Below are 19,351 nucleotides of genomic sequence, written 5' to 3'. Positions count from 1 at the left end.
CCACATGTAGTGGGCTAAACGCTAGATCAGGTAGTTGCCTGAAGATCAGGCAATGCCTGTGGGGGCTACTGACTATGTACGTCGTAGTGTGGCAAACAACTTGAACGATATTGCTAAAGACCACCCTGACATTGTGATAAAAACGGCTAAATCCTGGTTTGGCCACAACAAAGCTACCAACTGGATAGTAAAACACGCCTGCCGTACTTTGCTCAAACAGGGCAACACTGAAGTATTGGCTATTTTTGGCTTTGGCAATGCTGCCAAGGTGCAAATAGAAAAACTGCAACTGAAAAAAACATCTTTGGTCATTGGCAACGACCTGGAGTTTTCGTTTACTGTAAAAGCAAACCAAGCCGCCAAGCTCAGGGTAGAGTACGGCATAGACTACATGAAAGCCAACGGGAGTACTTCGCGTAAAATATTCCAGATAAACGAAAGCGAATATGCCCAAAATGAGGCAAAAACGTTTGAACGCAAACAAAGCCTTAAAAACATGACCACAAGAAAACACTATCCGGGTAAACACCATCTGGTGATTATCGTAAATGGAGTGGAAAAGGCAAAGGTTGATTTTGACCTGGCATAACCATTATACTTACAAGCTTCAATAACAAACAACTGGTTGCTTACGGCTTGCCTCGTGTTACTTAAGAAAAAACGATCTACTATGAACACCCCACCTATTTTAGTATCTATACTAGACCTTGACCAACGAGTTGCCGACGAAATGGCGCAAAAAGGATTGGGTATAGAATTGTCTGGCTTTGCTTTTCCTGAGGTACTTGCTGAGGGAGCACTGGAAAAAAATATCAAAGAAACTCAAAAAATTCTCAAGGGGTTTCCCTATCCAGTGACCATGCATGGCGCTTTTTGGGATTTGCGTATTGCAGTACGTGAGCCTATGATTAGGCAAGTGGCAGAGTTTAGAATGCGCCAAAGCCTAGAAATTGCCCACGAACTAGGCATCAATAAGGTAGTGTTTCATCCTAATTATACCTCGCGGCGCAGCGATGAAGAAATGAAACGCTATTGGGTAGGGCAGCAAATAGAGTTTTGGAAGGCCTTGCAGCCCAATGCCCAAAAACATGGCATTACTATTTATCTTGAAAATACGGGTGAACCTACTGCTGATCACATTCACCAAATACTCAACCAGCTCGATCCACAAGTGTTTGCTACCTGCCTCGACACAGGTCATTTAAACGTATTTGGCGACAACAAGAATGTGGTGGATTGGGTAAACACTTATAGCCACCAATTGGGCTATGTACATTTGCACGCCAATTTTGGCAAACGCGATGAGCACATAGCCTACACCCAGGGAAACATGGATTTTACAGGTTTCTTTGAGGCGTTGGCAAACATTGAGCAAAGCTCAGGCACTCATCCTTGGATTATTATAGAGGTAAAAAGCCGTGAAGCTTACCTTCAATCTTATGAGGCGCTGAAGCGGCAATATGATTAAAAAAATAAATAAGTAATGACAAACCCACTAGAAAATAAGGCAAAGACGCTTTGGCGTGATTACACTGATGAAAGCGTTTTTTGGGATCAGTATGACTCAATCATAGCACAAGCTAAAACTATTTCAACACCTAAAAAGAATCTACACAATAAGCAACATAACACACCTACAAAACTGAGCATAGCACAAGCCTATCAACAATTGCCTGTTTATGATTATAAGATAAGTACTACCAATTATTGCAAACCAAATAATGTATCTTACAAAAAGATACTGAGTTCATCGTTTTTTGTGGTACTTGCCATTCATATCCCGTTTACGTTTATTCTGCTGATACTCACTGAAACTGAGGATAGATATGATGCTTTAATGGGTTTTCCTGGCTCCTTACTGTTCTTTTTCATTACCACTGTTATTGTAAGGGTTGCTTGGATCGGGTTTGCTCCAGAATCTGTTGATGACCATGTATACATTACCTTTAAGGAAGATTGTCTGCTTTATCGTACAGAGTACACCAATCTCCCTGAAGTGATTATGTATGCTTTCATTACCCAAGTTGATTGGCAGGAAAACGGAAAAGTTATCATCACTGATTCTGATGATGGGTTTGATACTACTAAGCACACTTTAGCTTATCCTATCGACAATACCGAGCAAGCACAAGCCATTAAAGACTTATTGACGGCAGCCCAGCAAAATAATTTCTTTAAAAACCCATTCGATTGCACTACCTTATAATACTATTAAACACCCTGTATGTAGCAATCAATTACATATAAACAACCAATAAATACAATTCAGTATATTATTTGGGTTTACTCAAGTAAAAAACTGTTCACCTATTGTTTTTATAAAACCAAGCCTTTACCTTGCCCGCATGGATTTACTTGATTTGCTGGACATTATTGGCACTTTTGTATTTGCCATTAGTGGAGCTTTGGCTGCTGCCGAAAAACGCCTTGATTTTTTCGGAACAGCCTTTATTGCCTTTATCACGGCAGTGGGTGGTGGCACCGTACGCGATCTTATCTTAGGGAGTTACCCATTGGGTTGGGTCAAAAATATTGTCTACCTCAATGCTATAGGCATTGGTTTTTTGTGTGCCATATTGTTTCGTCGCTATATTATTTCGTGGAGGCGTACCTTTTCGGTATTTGACACTATAGGCATTGGGGTATTTACGGTATTAGGGTTGCAAAAAGCCCTCTTATTAAACGTACACCCCACCATTGCAGTACTTATGGGAATGGTGTCGGCAGTATTTGGTGGAGTCATTCGCGATACACTCTGCAACGAAGTTCCGTTGATTTTTCACAAAGAAATATACGCCATGGCTTGTTTGTCGGGCGGGGTGCTATTTATGGTCTTGCGTTTTTTCGACATAAACGAACCTTATGTAACCATTAGCGCGGTTTCACTTATCATCATTATCCGGTTTATTGCCATTCGCTACCAACTACAAATGAGGGTATGGCGGTATGAAGAGGAAAAATAGCTCGATGTATTTCTATGCAAACAGATAATATACCTCCACTTTGGGGTGGTTATAGGCAATGAACAGATATACCCTACTACCTACAAAACTGCTGGTGAGGCATAAGTTTAGTTCATAGTGTACCTTCAAGGCATAAGTACCTCACCTTGCGCATAAGCCAGGCAAAAAGGTATGATTATAGCGGCTGTTTGGGCTTTATTTTTACATGTATTAACTTTCGGTATCAAGTACGCGTATTATGCTTGAACAATAAAAGTTGATAACCACTCCAAAAGCGTTTATATGAAAAACATCATTACATCACTCCTGCTTATTTTGTGTGTGTCGGGGGTTGCCTTGGCGCAAAGAACCGAACAACAACTATTGCGTAACGTGATCCAGACCTTGCCCAACTCTTTAGAAATTTCTTACTTGATCAAAGATGTGGGCATTAAGTTTCGCAAAAACCTACTCAATCCCATTAGTCATGCCAGAAGCTACCACTCTGACGCCAAACAAGCCCTCAACCTGGGGGTATACAGCACCGACTTAGGCTACATTAATATTTATCATGACACACCCGAAGCCAAGTCTCAGGCATTTTTACACCTTACGGCGGTTAAACGCATGGCAGATAGTTTACGCTGTACCGAACTGTTTAACTTTGAGGTGATTCAACGCCTCGTAACACACAGCGATGACCTGGACTCCCTTTTTAAAATTACCAATGATATTTTTGCTAAGCTGGACAATCGTTTTAACGAACAAAAAAAGCCTGAGCTCTCGTTGTTAAGCCTTACCGGGGGCTGGATTGAGTCTATGTACCTGACAGTGAGCATGGACCTGGAAAAGCCTAACAAAATACTGACCCATGAGATTATAGAACAAAAGCTGGTGCTGGAACAAATAGAAGCTTTGCTGTCTTTTTATGAAAGTAAGCCTTATGTACACCAATTGATTAATTCATTGAAAAAACTACATGAGGCGTTTGCCGAAATAAAGACAAGCCGTCAGGTAACCAAGAAAAGGTCGGATGGTACTTTGATAGTGGAAGAAAAAAAAGCGCAAATTCCGAAGAAAACACTGCAGCGTATTTTTAAAGAAATAACCATATTGAGAAATCAAATTATTCAACCAGACAAATAACCTGGAAAATCATTGATATTTTTCAACCTTCTGTTAACATTTTTTTGACTAACTTTCAATACCTAATCACTCATTTGAGCTTGCTTAAATGATGGTAGCGATTGGGAGGTTTTATGGCTAAACAATCAATAAAAATATGCTATAACTCCCTGAATACTAGTTTTTAACAAAGCTCTTATTACATATTTAATTATGCTAAAAAAAGAAGTAATTGCAAGAGTACTATGCCTGTTGTTGCTTAATACCAGTGCGTGGGCACAAACTTTTACAGAAGTAACCAACCCAGTAAATGGTAGTACAAGTTTTTTGGGGGTGTACAACAGTGCGGTGGCTTGGGGAGATTATGACAACGACGGCGATCTCGACCTGGTAGTGTCTGGTTTTAACAGTGTCAACGCCAACAATGTAACCACTACACAAATTATCACTAAACTGTACCAAAACAACAATGGTGCATTTACCGACACTGGCACCGAACTAGTAGGTGTACAAAAGGGAGCAGTAGCCTGGGGAGACTATGACAGTGATGGTGACCTTGACCTGATAGTCACCGGAGAAGATGCCGAGTTTGCTACGGTGGCTCGCCTTTACCGCAACGATGGTGGCTCATTTGTTGATAGTGGGGTTGCCCTTCAGGGGGTTTCTTCAAGTGCAGTGGCATGGGTAGATTACAACAACGATGGTTTTTTAGACCTTGCCATTACAGGTACCAGCGACGGTTTGCCTACAGGCGCCTCTACCATTATTTATCGTAACAACGGCCAGGGAAGTCTGGAGAATAGTGGTATTACCAATATTCCGGGGTTTTATAACGGCTCTATTGCTTTTGGCGATTATGACAATGATGGTGACGCTGACCTTGCTTTTATGGGTACTACCGACGGTTTTTCTACCGGGGTCACCACGCAGGTTTACCGCAATAAGGGCAACGGTTCGTTTGAAAACAGCAAATTAGCGGGTTTTAAGGCAGTGGCCTGGGGCTCTATTGCCTGGGGAGACTTTGACAATGACAGTGACCTTGACTTGTTGCTTACTGGTTGGGACAGCACCCAAGCAGTGACCAAAATTTACCAAAACGACTTGGTAAATGATACAGTAGTATTTAATGATATTGGTGCCAATATTGCCCAGGCTGACCAAGGCAAGGCTTTATGGGGCGACTATAACAGTGACGGTAATCTGGATATACTGCTAACGGGGCGCAACGATTCTTTGAAAAAAGTGTATTCGCTGGTTTATCAGGGCAATGGTAGCGGCGGTTTTACGGTATTGACTGCAGATACTACCGCCAAAACTGTAACAGATGCCCAAGTAAGCAGTGCTGGCTGGGCTGACTATGACAACGATGGCGACCTGGATATGGTCATTGCCGGATTGGACAGTGTAAACTTTGACGGCAGAACAATTCTTTACCGAAATCAAACCTCTACTTTTGCAAGCAATACGCCACCTGCTACCCCTACAAACCTCACAGTAGCAATCAATCCGGCGCAATCTAATACTTTGGTACTCAACTGGAACGCTTCCTCTGACGGCTCTACCCCTGCCAGTGGACTGAGCTATAACCTACGGGTAGGACTCAGACCAGGCGAGCTTCAAACCCAATCGCCTCATGCCCACCTGACTACCGGACTAAGACAGATAGCGCAGGCAGGTTATATTCAAGGCAATACTACCTGGACACTGCGTAATCTGAGCTGGGGCAAAACTTATTATATTAGTGTACAAGCCATCGACCAAAGTTTTAGTGCATCGGGCTGGTCAGAGGAGGTAGCCATTACTATAGACCCAGGAATCAATCGTAATGCTTTTTTGCCCAATACTTTTACTCCAAACAATGATGGAACCAACGATTTTTTTAGAATTGTAACTCACGAAGATGTAAGTGAAATTAATTTTAGGGTGTTCGACCGCCTGGGCAAGTTGATGTACCAAACCAGTGATATAAACGAGGCGCTCAATTTTGGGTGGAACGGCAAACTCAACGGTAAAAACCAACCTGCTGGGGTATATATGTGGTATGTCAAAGGCAAGTTTGCCGATGGCAAAACCCTTACATTCAATGGTAACAATAGCGGAAGTGTGGTTTTGGTACGTTAGTACCTGCTTCTTTCAAAACATAAAATATAGCATACAATGAGTTTTTTCAAAAAGACATTTGCTGGGTTTTGCTTACTCTTCAGCCTGATTGGTCATACAGCTTTTGCCCAAAATATTCAGTATTCACAGTTTCATCATAGCCCACTGTTGCTCAATCCTGCGGCTGTGGCTGCCAAAAGCGAGTTATTGGCAATGCTTAATTATCGTACCCAACTTACCCAAACCGGGCAATCTTACGCTACCTCTATGTTGTCGGTGGTAGTTCCTTTTATTAACCAAAGGTCTAGAAATAATACTGCTTTTGGTAAGATTGAGCATGTACACCGTTGGGGAGGTCTTGGGGTTTCGGTGTTGCAAGATGTAGAAAAAGGCAGCGACCAAACCAAACTAAGAACTACCGGAGGGCATCTTACTTATGCCCATAACATTGATGTGGGAGGTACCAGTTATTTAAGTTTTGGTATGCAAATGGGGTATTTTCGCCGTAGCCTGGAAACCGACTTGGTCACCGAAAGCCAGTTTGTATACGGAGGGGCTGACCCATCTCTTCCGGCAAACGAAGACTTTGTAGGCAGCGCTGTGGGCTTTGCTACTTTTAGTGCCGGAATGATGCTTTACTCAGAAGACAAACACGGGCGGTTTAAAAATTATTTCAGTCTTTCGGCTTATAATTTTAACCAACCCAATGTTACTTTTTTTGAGCGTGCCGCCAACCAAAATACAGACTTGTTGCCCCTGCGTATGGTGGCTGCTGCCGGGTTGAGGGTATACGATAACGACCGCTTTACGGTATTGCCCAAAATACGTTGGATACAGCAACGCAACAGCAGTCAGGTAAATGTGGGAGTGCTCACCAAGATTCACCCTAAACAAGAAGACCCACACACCAGCATTGGGGTAGGTGCCTGGTATAGCATTGACAATGCCATGATATTTTCGTTTGAGTATTACACCCCTCATTTTATTCTGGGCTTAAGCTATGACCTCCGCTTTGGTTCTAACCTTGAACTGGGCGAAGGCAATGGTATACCAGAGGTAGCACTTGCTTTTCGCAAATTGATTGGAGAACCTAAAAGAAAAAAAAGAAAGATTAAGAAATAGTGTAGGCAGGCTGAGTTTCAAGCTACAAATGCCAAGCTGTATACCTGCGACTTGGTACTTGTAGCTTGAAACTTATTGCTCTTGAATAAATTCCCCCAATCTCCTCTCCGTTTACACTTTATTTTTTAACTTCGTCCTCGTTTGAAATTCATATATTCCTATGTTCAAAAGGTTATTAATCATAGTTATGGCAAGCACACTATGGGCTTGCGACCGCTACGTGCGTGAAAACGACACGGTATACGATGTACCAGATACTGACAACTATCTTTCGGAGCCGAGTTTCAGGGCACTGAACGATGCCATTGAAAACTACCCCAAAAGTGCCGAAAATTATTATAAAAGGGCGTTGTTTCATTACCATAAGGACAACTATGACAAAACTTTTGACGATGTGCAAAGTGCCATCAAAGCAGATAATCAACAAGCCAAGTACTACTTTTTACTGTCTCAGGTATACCGCCAAAACAAGGAGTTTAAAAAAGCACTTTCAGCTATTTTGCAAGCCCGCAAGTTAGACCCCAAAAACCCTGAAACACTCATTCAATCGGGCGAACTTTTACTCATCAATCAAAAGTTTGATGCCTCAGGCAAAACACTGAACCTTGCCACACAAATGCTGCCCAAGGATCCTCGCATTGACTTTATCAAGGGTAACCTTGCACTAGAAAAACAAGATACCGCAAATGCCAAGCGTTTTTTGTTTCGTGCCATTCGAAAACGCCCCGATTATGCCAATGCTTATAACAGCCTGGCTACTTTGTTTAATCAGTATGACATGCCCAAAACAGCCATTAAGTATGCCAGCATGGGACTGCAATATGAGCCAGGACACGATTATTTAAATTACAATAAAGCAGAGGCTTATCGCCAAAGACGCAAGGTGGATAGTGCCCGTGTTTTTTATAAAAAAACCTACCAGACAAATCCCGGAATATACCAGGCAAGTTATTACCTGGGACGTTACACTTTCGACTTGGGCAAATACAAAGAGGCACAAGAGTATTTAGAAAACACCTTAAAGTATAACCGTAAGTTTGAACGCACCCACTACTACCTGGGGCTGTGCTACACCTACCAAAACCTTGACCAAAAAGCATTGAAAACCCTCAAAGCAGCCATGGAGCAAGACCCTAACCATATTGCTTCGCGTGATGCTTATTGGGGTATTCGTAATAAAATAAAACTGGAAGAGCTCCGTCGCCGTGAAGATTCTATCAGGCAGGCATATTATGAGCAAGAACAAGAATATTTGCGTAAGCTGCGCGAAAAGGAGAAGAAGCGCCAGGAGGCTTACAAAAAAATGTTGCAAGAGCAACAAGAAAGAGTCAAAAAACAACAAGAAGAATATCAGCGTAAGCTCAAGGAACAACAAGACCGAATAAAAAAACAGCAAGAGGAATATCAACGCAAACTGAAAGAACAACAAGAAAAGATCAAAAAACGCCAACAAGAGTACTTACGCAAGCTAAAAGAGCAACAAGAAAAGAAGAAAAACGGGGGTGAGTAAGTGTTTTTCATGGCTTGTAAAGTAAGGGAGCATCAACAATTACTAATTGCTGGCTAAAATCACTATAATTTTACCCCAACCCACAAAATATCATCGCGCTGTTCGGTGTCTTGCATGTGTTGTTGCAATGCTTGGGCAAGGCGTTGCTTTTGTACCTGGAGCGTCAAATGGGCATTTTGTAGTAATATATTTTTGAGCTGTGCGCTGCCAAATTTATGGCGTTGCTCATTGTTTTGGTCAGGCAAGCCATCAGAACCCAAATAGAGCAAACTATGTGGAGGTAGCTCAATACGATGCGTTTGGTAAGGTTTTTTACCCTTGGGCTGAAAGCCCCCTACCGACCTTCGAGTACCTGTAATTTCGTGTAAGGTATGTTGTGGCGAACTAATGTACCATAAGTTACTTTTGGCTCCGGCAAATATTACCTCAGTAGTTTGGTTGGGCAATGCAGTAAACGCGACCACTGCAGCATCCATACCCCCTTCGTAGCCTTTGGTGGCTCCCTGTTGCTGAAAAACCATTTGTACCTCACGATTAAGCGCACTGAGTATCTTGGAGGGTTGGGTAACACCGTTAATTTTAATGATTTTATCCAATAAATTATTGCCTATAAAAGTCATAAAAGCCCCTGGTACTCCGTGTCCGGTACAATCGGCCACTACCAACACTTTGGTTTGTTTATAGGTATACAACCAGTAAAAATCACCCGACACTACATCTTTAGGTCTATTAAACACAAAGTAATCGGCAAAAGCCATTGTCATACTTTCGCTGGGTGGCAACAAAGCTACCTGAATCATTTGTGCCGCTCTGAAGCTTTGCCCTATACGGGTACGATACAAAGACAATTCATCATTTTGCGCAGCAAGCAATTCATTACGACTTGCTACTACTTCTTGAGTTATTTTTAGGGCATCATTGTTTGTTTGTACTTCTTCGTACGCCAACTGCAACTCTTTGGTTTTTTCTTCTACCTTTTGGGCAAGCAAATTGTTTTGTTGTTCGACCAAACGCAGGTTTTCGGCCTGTACTACTTCTTTCTCTTTTTTGAGCAAATTCCATCGATCGCCTAGTGCCAGGGCAAACAGGAGTGCCTCCAGGCTTACACCAATATAAATACTATGATGAAACAATTGATGAGAAGGCAAAATACCTTCGAGCGCCAGAATATGGATAAACACACTAGCAATGGCAAAGAACCAACCCATCACATAAAAACGGGCATTTTTAAAACCTTGGTACCACACATATACACCCGCTCCCAACAAACTGCACATATATACCATCAATATTAATTGATAAGGCATCACCGTATGCACAAAGTGTGGATAATGGAATAGATTGAGTAATGGAAATATGCCCGAAAGGAGTATTGTAATCGCTTGTATCCAACGACACAAACGGGGGGCAATGATTGACAACTGAAGGTAGTGTATAACAAACAAACTGATAACAATAAATATAGGATTGCTCCACACATAGAAATATTGCCACCAAAAGCTCCCTTCAAACAAAGCATAGCCATTGTTGAATGGAACATTGACAAAAGAGTAAAGCAAATAAACTACATAGATGAGGTATATCTTATCTTTAGTAGAGTAAAAAAGCATCAGGTTGTACAGTGCAAGGGACAAAATAACGCCTAAAAAGCCCGCCAAAATATAGTCATACACTTTTATGTGTTTGTGCAACGCCTGAGGAGTACCTGCTTGAAATACGTGGTAATGGGTAAAATCACCTGCTTTGCGCAAATAGTAAGTTTGTACTGAGTCAGACTTAGACAAGGGCACATAATAAAAATTAGAGGCTACTAACTTATTTTCTTTTGGGCGCAACACCCCTAACTTGATGGGCGAGGTGTACTTACCCTCAGCGTTGGGGCGATAAAAGTCGATATAATAGGCAAATGAGTCACCCGTTTCCAACCAAAGATCTTGTCCGGTTTTGTTTTGCACTATCAACTTAAACCAAAGCACCGACTGGCTGGGCTCTTGATTAAAAATATCTTTGTTGAGAGGTTTGAACTGTTGTTGTACCCTGGGTTGTCTGACATCTTCTAAGTTGAGTCTTGCGGTGGTATCTTCATAATACAATACCTGCTTGCCAATCAACTGCATTTGTTGGGTTTGGGTAATTACAATGGTCGATTGCCCATAAGTGGTGTGTAGCCCCAGCCATAACAACAACACCAGGGTTGAACTAAAACGGTAGTCCTTTGATTTATTTTTCAGAAACAACATCGTAAGTTGTATAATAATGATGGGTAAGCCTTACTTGAACAAACTCTTATTTACTTTAAACGAGTAAGAAAGGTAAAGGTATACTAAGATGAAAGTGATTACCTGCAGTGAGCTCGTCACAGCAAGCTGCCCCGATGAGTCGGGATTTATAAATAGACTCGGTTTTAGGATTTACAGGATTAGCTTTGCTGAGCACAGCAAAGCTGTAGCTTCGGTTGATTAATGTTGGTATTCAGGCAATTAGTCAAAATCCATCCTCAAAACCATTTTTGTTTAAGTATAACAGCTAAAACCAAATTATAATGTTTCAAAAACATCAATGTAGTACACAAACCCAACACGCTCACTTTGAACGCTCAATATATAAACGCTTGTATAAACTCAATACTCCGCAGTGATTTTAGTCAAAGTTGTTTGCTGGTGATCATTTATTGATGAATTTAAAAACTATTTAATTGGGTGTTTAGGCATAAGACCGAAACACTTTTAAAAATAGAGTGAGTACGCAACCTAAACATAAAGCACTGGTTTACAGCATTTAACAAGAGAACATTTACTCGAATCAGCTTCTAACTACGCTTTTTATAAGTTGCTAAAAATCAACGTGATATAAAAGTGTGGTTACTTGTGGAACAAGGTATACCTAGAACCTTGTCAAGGCTATGGACTATTGAAACTTCAATAGTGTATTTAATCAATGTTGAGCCATTTTATAAGCAAATCTTCGATCATTGTCTGGGCAATAGGCTTGCTCAAATAATCGTCCATTCCCGAAGCTAAACACCTTTCCTTTTCACCTGCTGAAGTATTGGCGGTAAGCGCAATAATTTTGGTTGGATGAGAAAAGTCCTGCTCCAATCGTCTTATTTCTTTGCAAGCCTCATGCCCGTTCATCACAGGCATTTGTATGTCCATAAAAATAAGGTCAGGCGCTTCGGTTTGGTACTGTGCTACTGCTTCGGCTCCGTTGAGGGCTTCTTTGATAGTAGCATTGGGCAGAATGCGTTCCAAAATACTTTGTGTAAGGATGGCGTTAATCTCGTTATCTTCTACGATCAACACTTTGTAAGCCTTTTGGTTCGCATAATTTTCTACATGACGAGTATGCGCCAGTTTATGCAAAGCACTGTATAATTGCTGTCTGTGGATAGGTTTTACCAGGCTTTGCCCTACCCCATACTCGTTGCATTGTTGTTGAATCGCTTCACTATTACCCACACTGCTTAACAGTATAATTTCTTGTTGCGCACGTAGTATTCTTAAGTCCTCTCTAATTTTTTTGATGCACTGCAAACCGTCCATAAAAGGCATTTGGTAATCAATCAAAATAACATCATACCGTTGCCCTTGGGTAAGCTTTTGCAAAAGCTCTATACCATTTTTGGCCAATGACACTTCCATACCTTGTCGATGGAGCAATTCATGCATTAACTGACGGCTTTTTTCATTATCATCTACCACCATCACTTTCTTTATTGTGGTAAGGTCAGCCCAGTTGTTATCCTGGCTGTTTGGCTCATACTTAAAGCACACATCAAAATAAAAAATACTACCTTCGCCTGGTACACTTTTCAGCTTGAGCCTGCTTTCCATGAGCTTCAGTAGTTTGTTGGTAATAGTAAGCCCCAATCCAGTGCCACCAAACTTACGCGTAGTTGACGCATCTTCCTGAGAAAAAGCTTCTAACACTTTGCTTTGTTTTTCGGGAGCAATACCTACCCCTGTATCTTTGACCGAAAACCGAAAAATAGCTTCATTGTCTGGCAGTTGCTTAAGTAGCTCTACCTTAAGTACTACCTCTCCTGCCTCTGTAAATTTTACTGCATTAGACATCAGGTTGGTCAATATCTGTTTAAAGCGTACATCATCTGCGTATATAAATTGAGGCAAATCATCGGGCAGGTCTAACAACAGCTCCAGTTTTTTTTGGTATACAGTATATTTTACTACCGATACTACTTGGTTAATCAGGCGCATCAGGTCAGTTTGGGTAATAGAAATTTCCATTTTACCTGCCTCTATTTTAGAAAAATCCAAAATATCGGTAATAATGTCAAGCAGGGTGTGGGCTGACTGGTGCACCGTTTTGAGGTACTCTTTTTGTGACTCATTCAGCGAGGTTTCGAGCAACAAGTCTACAAAACCAATCACTCCATTGAGCGGAGTCCTTATTTCGTGGCTCATATTGGCTAAAAACTCTGACTTGGCTTTACTAGCTTGTTTAGCTTTTGCTTCGGCTTCTTTTATATAAGTAAGGTCTATGCTCAGCCCTGTACCAAAAAGAGGGTTTCCATTGTTGTCATACTCTATATAAGCACTGCTTTTCAAGTACTTGGTCTTGCCTCCGGGGGTAATCACCCTAAATTCGTTTTCTTGAATAGTGATACCCAAATGAAAAAAGGTAGCTATTTCTTCTTTGAGCCTGCTTCGGTCGTCAGGGTGCACTAATTGCTCAAGCCAGCTTTGTTTTTCGGTTTTAAACGTTTGGCGGCTTACCCCAAAAATTTCATACATCTTGTCGTCCCAAATAGACTGCTCAGTTTTATAGTTGTGTTCCCATACACCAATAGAGGCTGCTTCATAAGCCAGTTGAAACTTATGGTTGAGTGATTTAAGTTCTTCTTCATTGCGTTTGCGCTCATCAATATCAAGGCAAGTACCTACTGCCCTGAGCGGAGCCCCGTGTTTAGCCCTCACAAACACCTTTCCTGTGTCCAACACCCACTTCCACTTACCCGATTTAGTCATTAGGCGTTGCTCTTCTCTATAAATAGAAGTTTTACCTTCCAGATGATCGCTCAGGGCTTGTTCTACTCTGGGCATATCGTCAGGGTGTACCCTTATCTTTTCCCAAGTACTTATGTTGGGGGCAATCTCTTCTGGTGTATAGCCTAAAATTTTAGCCCAACGTTCGTTAAAAATAATTTCCCCAGTTTGAAGGCTCCAATCCCAGGTACCCAGCCCTGCACTACTCAACGCAAGTTCCAGGCGATTTTCGCTTTCTTTCAAGTCCTGAAGCATTTTTTTACTTTCTGTAATGTCAAGCTGAGTGCCTTTGATGCGTACCAGACTGCCTGCTTCGTTTGTAAAAGCAGCCCCTTGTAACGACACCCAACAATAAGAACCGTCTTTACGGCAAAGCCTGAAGCTCCACTCTATTTTTTGTACTTCAGCCGCCATTACCTCCGCTATTTTTGCATTCAAAAGAGGTTGGTCATCGGGGTGCACCCTACTTGTAAAATCTTCAAAAGTATTGAAAACATCTTCTTCTGCATACCCCAACTGCTTTTTCCATTCAGGCGAGTATTCGGCTGTATTGGTGTGCAAGTCCCAATACCACAACCCTACATTGCCCGCCTGTACTGCCTCTTTCAAATCTCTGGTAGTATCAGCAAGCGCCTTTTCCATCGCCTTTCTACCAGTAATATCCTGAAGGTTTGACAGATGTAAACCCGCTTGAATGTTGGGCACCGCATGAAACTCTGTAATACGTATGGTGCCATCTTTACACACTACCTCATACTCTCCAGTGAGGTATGTCTGGTTGATAAAAGTTTGCCAGATTTTCCTACCCTCTGTTTGGTTTGTATTTGGAGTAATGTCCCATACGCTCAAATTCAACAACTCTGCTTTGCTATAGCCTAGCAATTTACAAGCAGCAGGGTTTACATCAACATAACGCCCTTCGTCATTTACCAGCAAGATAGCATCCAAGGCATTCTCAAATAAACTTTGATAAATCAAATGACTTTGCCGAAGCTCTTGTTGAATCTTAATATACTCGGTTCTGTCACGCCCAATCAACATCAGCACTTCTTCGCCAGGCAAATCAATAACTTTCCCCAACACTTCTACCAATACAGTCTGTCCTTCTTTGTTTACCCATACTGTATCCAGCCTGGCTTCTTCTTTTTCATTCAACTGTTTAGCCCAGTTTTGCAAAGTCTCGTCTCGTACTTCAGCAGCAATAATATCGTTTCTGTTAAGTTTTCGGAGTTCTTTTTTGCTATAACCCAACAATTGCACAGTAGCTTGGTTGGCGTCTATTATTTCCCGGCTAACAGGGTTTACCAACATAATGGCATCACTTGCCAACTCAAACAATGCCTGGTATTTGCCTTGGTGTTCGGTCACCTGTTGTTGGTAATGGTGCAACCTTGTCACATTGTTGGTAATAATGATAATAGAATCAAGTTCGCCATTTTCGTCAAACACGGGTTGATACACATTGGTAAAAGTAAAGTCTTTGATCTTTACCTTATGACTAAACGACTGTTTACCCTCCAGCAAAGGCATTTTGTCCAATAGCGCCTGATACACCATTTCCGGAGCAAAATCTTTAAGATGTTTTCCTTTAAATAATTGGGCGCCAAGCGTGCTCTGTTGGTAAGTTTGTCCTTGTGGGTATATCAAACGCAGGTTTTTGTCTACAATGGTAATGGCACCACCAGGATAATTGTTTATCAAGGCTTCGAGTTGACGATGATAACGCAAAGAGTTGTGGGCGACAGCCAAAGGTTTGTTTATCTCGTGCCCAAAAAAAACTACCTGCTCTTGTTGAGGAGAAACCTCAAATTTCACCCGATGTTCCTGGGCTTGCTTATCAATAAAAACAAACGCTTGTTCAATGTTTGCTTTACCCGACAAAACCTGCTTCAGAGCAGATTGCTCTTGAGCTTGCCAGGTATATATATGCGTACCTACCAACTCTTGTTGAGTGTACCCAAACCAAGCAGTCGTCCCTTGATTTACCCACATAATTTCTCCAGTAATACGGGTAACAATTACCGGTAAACGGGTACTATTCGCAATAAAATTGAGCAACTCAGTATTAACAGACGCTGGTATATGCCCCATAATTTAACAATAAGTGAATCGTATATTTTTGATGTAGGTCGACAGGTGTTTTTGTTATGAGCATTGGCACAAAAACGAACCTTGATAAAATTAGCAAAAAAAAACTATTTCACAAGGTTTTCTTGGGGTTGGTATTTTCGCAAAAAGTATGTACTTTGACACCACATGCAACTCATAGACAAAGCCACATCTAAAGGAATTACATACCACGTATTTAGAGACGAGGAAGGTTTACTATTTGTAAAATTTGACAATGGACACCTATCTGCGGCCACTGGTCGCCCCATTCTCAAACAACTTGGCAAAGGATCTATCAAAGATGATGGTACGTTTACAGGAATGCTCACCATGAAAGACAAACATGGCCACTACCTTGACCCACACGTCAGGGGAAGTTATGTGCTTCGTTTATTGATTGATACTGAAATAAATGCTGGAAAAAACTTTGAACGTTTTAAATCTACCTGGGTAGCAGGCAGAGGTGTTTCTGACAACCTGGACATGTTCAACCAAGGGTTGGCGCAAGAACTGAGTGAACCAGAGGCAGCACGCCAAACCTGGACTGGGCAATGGCTCAAAAAAAACTATAATTTTGAGCAAGTATGCCATGTCAAAGGACAATATACCTTGACTCCCAACATAAATGGCAGTCCATGTAGGCACTATACTGAGGTAACTGTAGTTTTTAGCCCTTAGTTTTTGTTTTGTTGTACAATGGCACCATGGCTGTAATAATGCTTTCGGTAAACTAATGTAAACAATCCCATCAACAATATAGTGGCAAGCTCTGCCACTGGCTTGGCAGCCCATACTCCATCGCCCCCCATTACGCTGGGCAGAAACCATACAAGCAATAATACCAAACCAATGCTTCGGGTAATATTCATTGTTATAGCCAATAGGGTTTTGCCTATTGTTTGCAAATACAACGACAACACACTGTTAGCTCCCAAACCAACAAACAACCAAAAATAAATACTAAACGCAGGCTCGGCAAGTTCGTAAAAAGCGGTCGACGCATTGCCCGAAAACAGATGTAACAATGGTTGGCTGGTAAAACTACCCAACAAGGTAATAAAACACCCCAAACCCAACGCAAACAACATGCAAAACCTAAGAATAGCCAATACCCGATCGGGCTTACCTGCCCCCATATTAAAAGATATAATGGGCTGCATGGCTATAAATACGGCTGCCAAAAACCTAAAAAATATAAAACTGAGGTAATTGATGACTCCAAAGGCAGCTACGGCAAGTTTGCCATAACCAATCAAGCTTTGGTTAACAATGATAAAACCTACAGCAAAAGCAATTTCTGAAGCAAAAGAGGGGAGCCCCAGCAAAAAAAACTGTTGCCATTCGCCCAATCTGAAACGCAAACGAAACCCTTGAAAATGCAGGTTTTTTTTACCTTGTGCTATGTACCAACCAATATAAAGCAATGCTACCAATAGTGATATTCCAGTAGCAATAGATGCCCCAGCAACTCCCCAATCAAATACCATAACAAACAATAGGTCGAGTCCAATATTACACACCGAAGCTAGTAAAGTAGCATTGCGGCTTACCTTTGGCGCCTGATCGTTGTTGGTAAAGCCACCCCATAACACTCTCAATAAAAATATGGGTAACCATAACAACGCCCAAAAAGTATAGTCGAGCGTATAGATAAACACTTTGCCCGATTCGTTGCCTGCCAACAATCTAGTCATCGGCTCCGCAAGCCAGGGCGCACTCAAAGCTACCACTCCTCCCAACACAAGGCTAATGGTAGTAGCAAACTGGAAAACCTCCAGGGCTTTGTCTGAGCGACCCGACCCAATATTTTTCGCAAACAAAATGCCTCCCCCTATCATTAGCATCAATACTATGGCAATAAAAATAATAAGTACAGGTGCGTATAATCCAATAGCAGCCACCCCGTCTTTGCCCACTTTTTGCCCCAGTATAAGCCCATCCGCTATTTGGTGCACAGTCACCGAAAGCATAGAAACAACCGCAGGAAAATAATACGAAAAAAACAACCGACTGACAGGGGTTTTGCTCAGGTCAATGGCAGGTTTCTCAAAGCTCGTGTTTTTACGTTTCCGTATCATGGTAGCAAATAATGTAGTTTGATGCGTAAAGGGTTTTGATTAAAAAGCTTGCAAAGCAAACAAAGTAACGGTTGATTAACAAATCTGTTTGCTAATTCCAGCGTTTAACACTTAATTTGGTAAATTTGTAAAAGAATAAGCGCACTTAAAGTGTCTTGCAGAACTGTTTAAATGATAAAAAATAGAACAAAATGAAAGTAATGAAAAGGGTGTATTTAATCATTGTCACCATGTTGGCAATGAGTGCCTGTGGCAATAGCGGAGAAATTAAAAGCGAAAAAGTATCCATTGAGGGAAACAAAAAAAAGATGGAATCATTGGCTAAAGAATTTCCCGCATTTAAAAACATATTAATGTTGGAACTCAAAAAAGCCCAACAAAAAATCAATCAAGCAAACGAGATGAGCAACGGCAAGGAAAAAGCCAGCTTGCTTGCCGAAGCCAACACAATACTTGAAGCGCCTTTTATAGAGAAGCTTTCGAGCATTAAGAAAGAGCTTGCCGCCGTAAAAGAAAAACAAAAAAAAGTGCAAGCAATGCGTTTTAGTGGTAAGCAAAAAGAGATGGCCGCCAAAGTAATGGAAGATGCCAACAATATTGTGGTAGAAGTAAATGGCATAATGAACAAAGGAGTAGCTGGAGTAAACGAAGCCAATGATATTTTGAGTGAAAAATCGGGTAGTTTACGCTCTATATCTGCCGCACTTTCCCGCTTAATTGATAAAAAATAAGCTATTATAAACATAGCCTCCACTTTTGATGAACGTGCGATGTCCTTGTCAGGCTGTCGCACGTTTTTTTGTGTCATAGGCAAAACAGGAGAGTAAAGTTTTGAAAATGCAAGGCTAACCCAACCAGTTATACCTTAAGCTATTAGTAGCCTCGTTAACTGTTTTGGTAACAAGTATAAGTTCTGTTCAAAACTTTTGTTTAGCCAAACCTTGTATCCCTTTTTTTACGTTTACAGCTAATAATACAGCTTGTATTAATTCAAGAAATATATCTTCACAAAAATAAACATCAAAATACGACTATGAAAGATTACAATGGAAGAAAGTTGAGTATAGGCGACCAGGTCATATTCCCTTACTTGCCTGTAGACGGTGGCTTTTTAGCATTAAAACAAGGTACTATTACCAAAGAACACAAAGAAGGTTTTATGGAAGTCAGCTTTGCTCAGGCAACAATGAGCAATGCTGCCAAAAAAAACGATACCCGTGTGGTGTATGTAGCAGATGTAATCAAAGCAAGATAAAAATTCCAGGTAATAAATAGCATAAAAACTTAAAACTCTACAGATTATTCGTTACCAAATGAAAACCTGTTTAGGGCATCATTGACTTGTTCTGGAGAGATGTC

The 19,351-nt window shown here is 41.3% G+C and carries 14 protein-coding genes; 11 read left to right on the top strand and 3 right to left on the bottom strand.

Features of this window, described 5'->3' with window-relative positions; translation table 11 throughout:
* The first annotated feature begins 34 nt into the window (after positions 1-34).
* From Q0954_RS27005 to Q0954_RS26970, 8 genes are all read left to right on the top strand, one after another.
* On the top strand, positions 35-589 hold the full coding sequence (locus Q0954_RS27005; RefSeq protein WP_299462591.1) for a hypothetical protein: 555 nt from the start codon (positions 35-37) through the stop codon (positions 587-589).
* Between the two features lie 81 nt (positions 590-670).
* Entirely contained in the window at positions 671-1,468 is a 798-nt protein-coding gene (locus Q0954_RS27000; RefSeq protein ID WP_299462588.1) for a sugar phosphate isomerase/epimerase, read from the top strand.
* 15 nt (positions 1,469-1,483) lie between these two features.
* The gene (locus Q0954_RS26995) at positions 1,484-2,206 is read left to right on the top strand and encodes a hypothetical protein (RefSeq protein WP_299462586.1); all 723 of its coding nucleotides are present in this window, start codon (positions 1,484-1,486) and stop codon (positions 2,204-2,206) included.
* Between the two features lie 139 nt (positions 2,207-2,345).
* Entirely contained in the window at positions 2,346-2,963 is a 618-nt protein-coding gene (locus tag Q0954_RS26990) for a trimeric intracellular cation channel family protein (protein WP_299462584.1), read from the top strand.
* 282 nt (positions 2,964-3,245) lie between these two features.
* Positions 3,246-4,088 (top strand): hypothetical protein, encoded by an 843-nt coding sequence (locus Q0954_RS26985; RefSeq protein WP_299462581.1) that lies wholly within the window; start codon positions 3,246-3,248, stop codon positions 4,086-4,088.
* A 192-nt stretch (positions 4,089-4,280) separates the two neighbouring features.
* Positions 4,281-6,188 (top strand): FG-GAP-like repeat-containing protein, encoded by a 1,908-nt coding sequence (locus Q0954_RS26980; protein ID WP_299462578.1) that lies wholly within the window; start codon positions 4,281-4,283, stop codon positions 6,186-6,188.
* 36 nt (positions 6,189-6,224) lie between these two features.
* On the top strand, positions 6,225-7,289 hold the full coding sequence (locus Q0954_RS26975) for a type IX secretion system membrane protein PorP/SprF (protein WP_299462575.1): 1,065 nt from the start codon (positions 6,225-6,227) through the stop codon (positions 7,287-7,289).
* Between the two features lie 187 nt (positions 7,290-7,476).
* Complete coding sequence (locus Q0954_RS26970) at positions 7,477-8,799, top strand: tetratricopeptide repeat protein (protein WP_299462572.1); 1,323 nt, start codon at positions 7,477-7,479, stop codon at positions 8,797-8,799.
* Between the two features lie 62 nt (positions 8,800-8,861).
* Here Q0954_RS26970 and Q0954_RS26965 read toward each other — a convergent pair whose 3' ends face one another.
* Both Q0954_RS26965 and Q0954_RS26960 read right to left on the bottom strand, forming a co-directional pair.
* A complete protein-coding gene (locus Q0954_RS26965; protein ID WP_299462569.1) occupies positions 8,862-11,039 on the bottom strand; it encodes a 7TM diverse intracellular signaling domain-containing protein in 2,178 nt (725 codons plus the stop codon).
* A gap of 690 nt (positions 11,040-11,729) precedes the next feature.
* Positions 11,730-15,896: a PAS domain-containing protein gene (locus tag Q0954_RS26960; protein WP_299462566.1), complete on the bottom strand. Its 4,167-nt coding sequence runs from the start codon at positions 15,894-15,896 to the stop codon at positions 11,730-11,732.
* 165 nt (positions 15,897-16,061) lie between these two features.
* Between Q0954_RS26960 and Q0954_RS26955 the strand changes: the two genes are divergently transcribed.
* Positions 16,062-16,592 carry a hypothetical protein gene (locus Q0954_RS26955; RefSeq protein ID WP_299462563.1) on the top strand — a complete coding sequence of 177 codons (531 nt, stop codon included), beginning with the start codon at positions 16,062-16,064 and terminating at the stop codon, positions 16,590-16,592.
* Here the strand turns inward: Q0954_RS26955 and Q0954_RS26950 are convergent.
* Positions 16,589-17,992, bottom strand: coding sequence for an MATE family efflux transporter (locus Q0954_RS26950; protein WP_299462560.1), 1,404 nt, complete (start codon positions 17,990-17,992; stop codon positions 16,589-16,591). The genes Q0954_RS26955 and Q0954_RS26950 overlap by 4 nt on opposite strands.
* 191 nt (positions 17,993-18,183) lie before the next feature.
* Here Q0954_RS26950 and Q0954_RS26945 point away from each other — a divergent pair, with 191 nt between their 5' ends.
* Together Q0954_RS26945 and Q0954_RS26940 are read left to right on the top strand one after the other, a co-directional pair.
* A complete protein-coding gene (locus Q0954_RS26945; RefSeq protein WP_299462557.1) occupies positions 18,184-18,723 on the top strand; it encodes a hypothetical protein in 540 nt (179 codons plus the stop codon).
* A 302-nt stretch (positions 18,724-19,025) separates the two neighbouring features.
* Entirely contained in the window at positions 19,026-19,247 is a 222-nt protein-coding gene (locus Q0954_RS26940; protein ID WP_004156358.1) for a hypothetical protein, read from the top strand.
* Positions 19,248-19,351 lie beyond the last annotated feature (104 nt).

The sequence above is a fragment of the uncultured Microscilla sp. genome (genome assembly GCF_947493425.1).
Taxonomy (GTDB): domain Bacteria; phylum Bacteroidota; class Bacteroidia; order Cytophagales; family Microscillaceae; genus Microscilla.
Note: the sequence above shows the minus strand (reverse complement) of the source record. Positions and strands in the feature narration are given on the sequence as shown.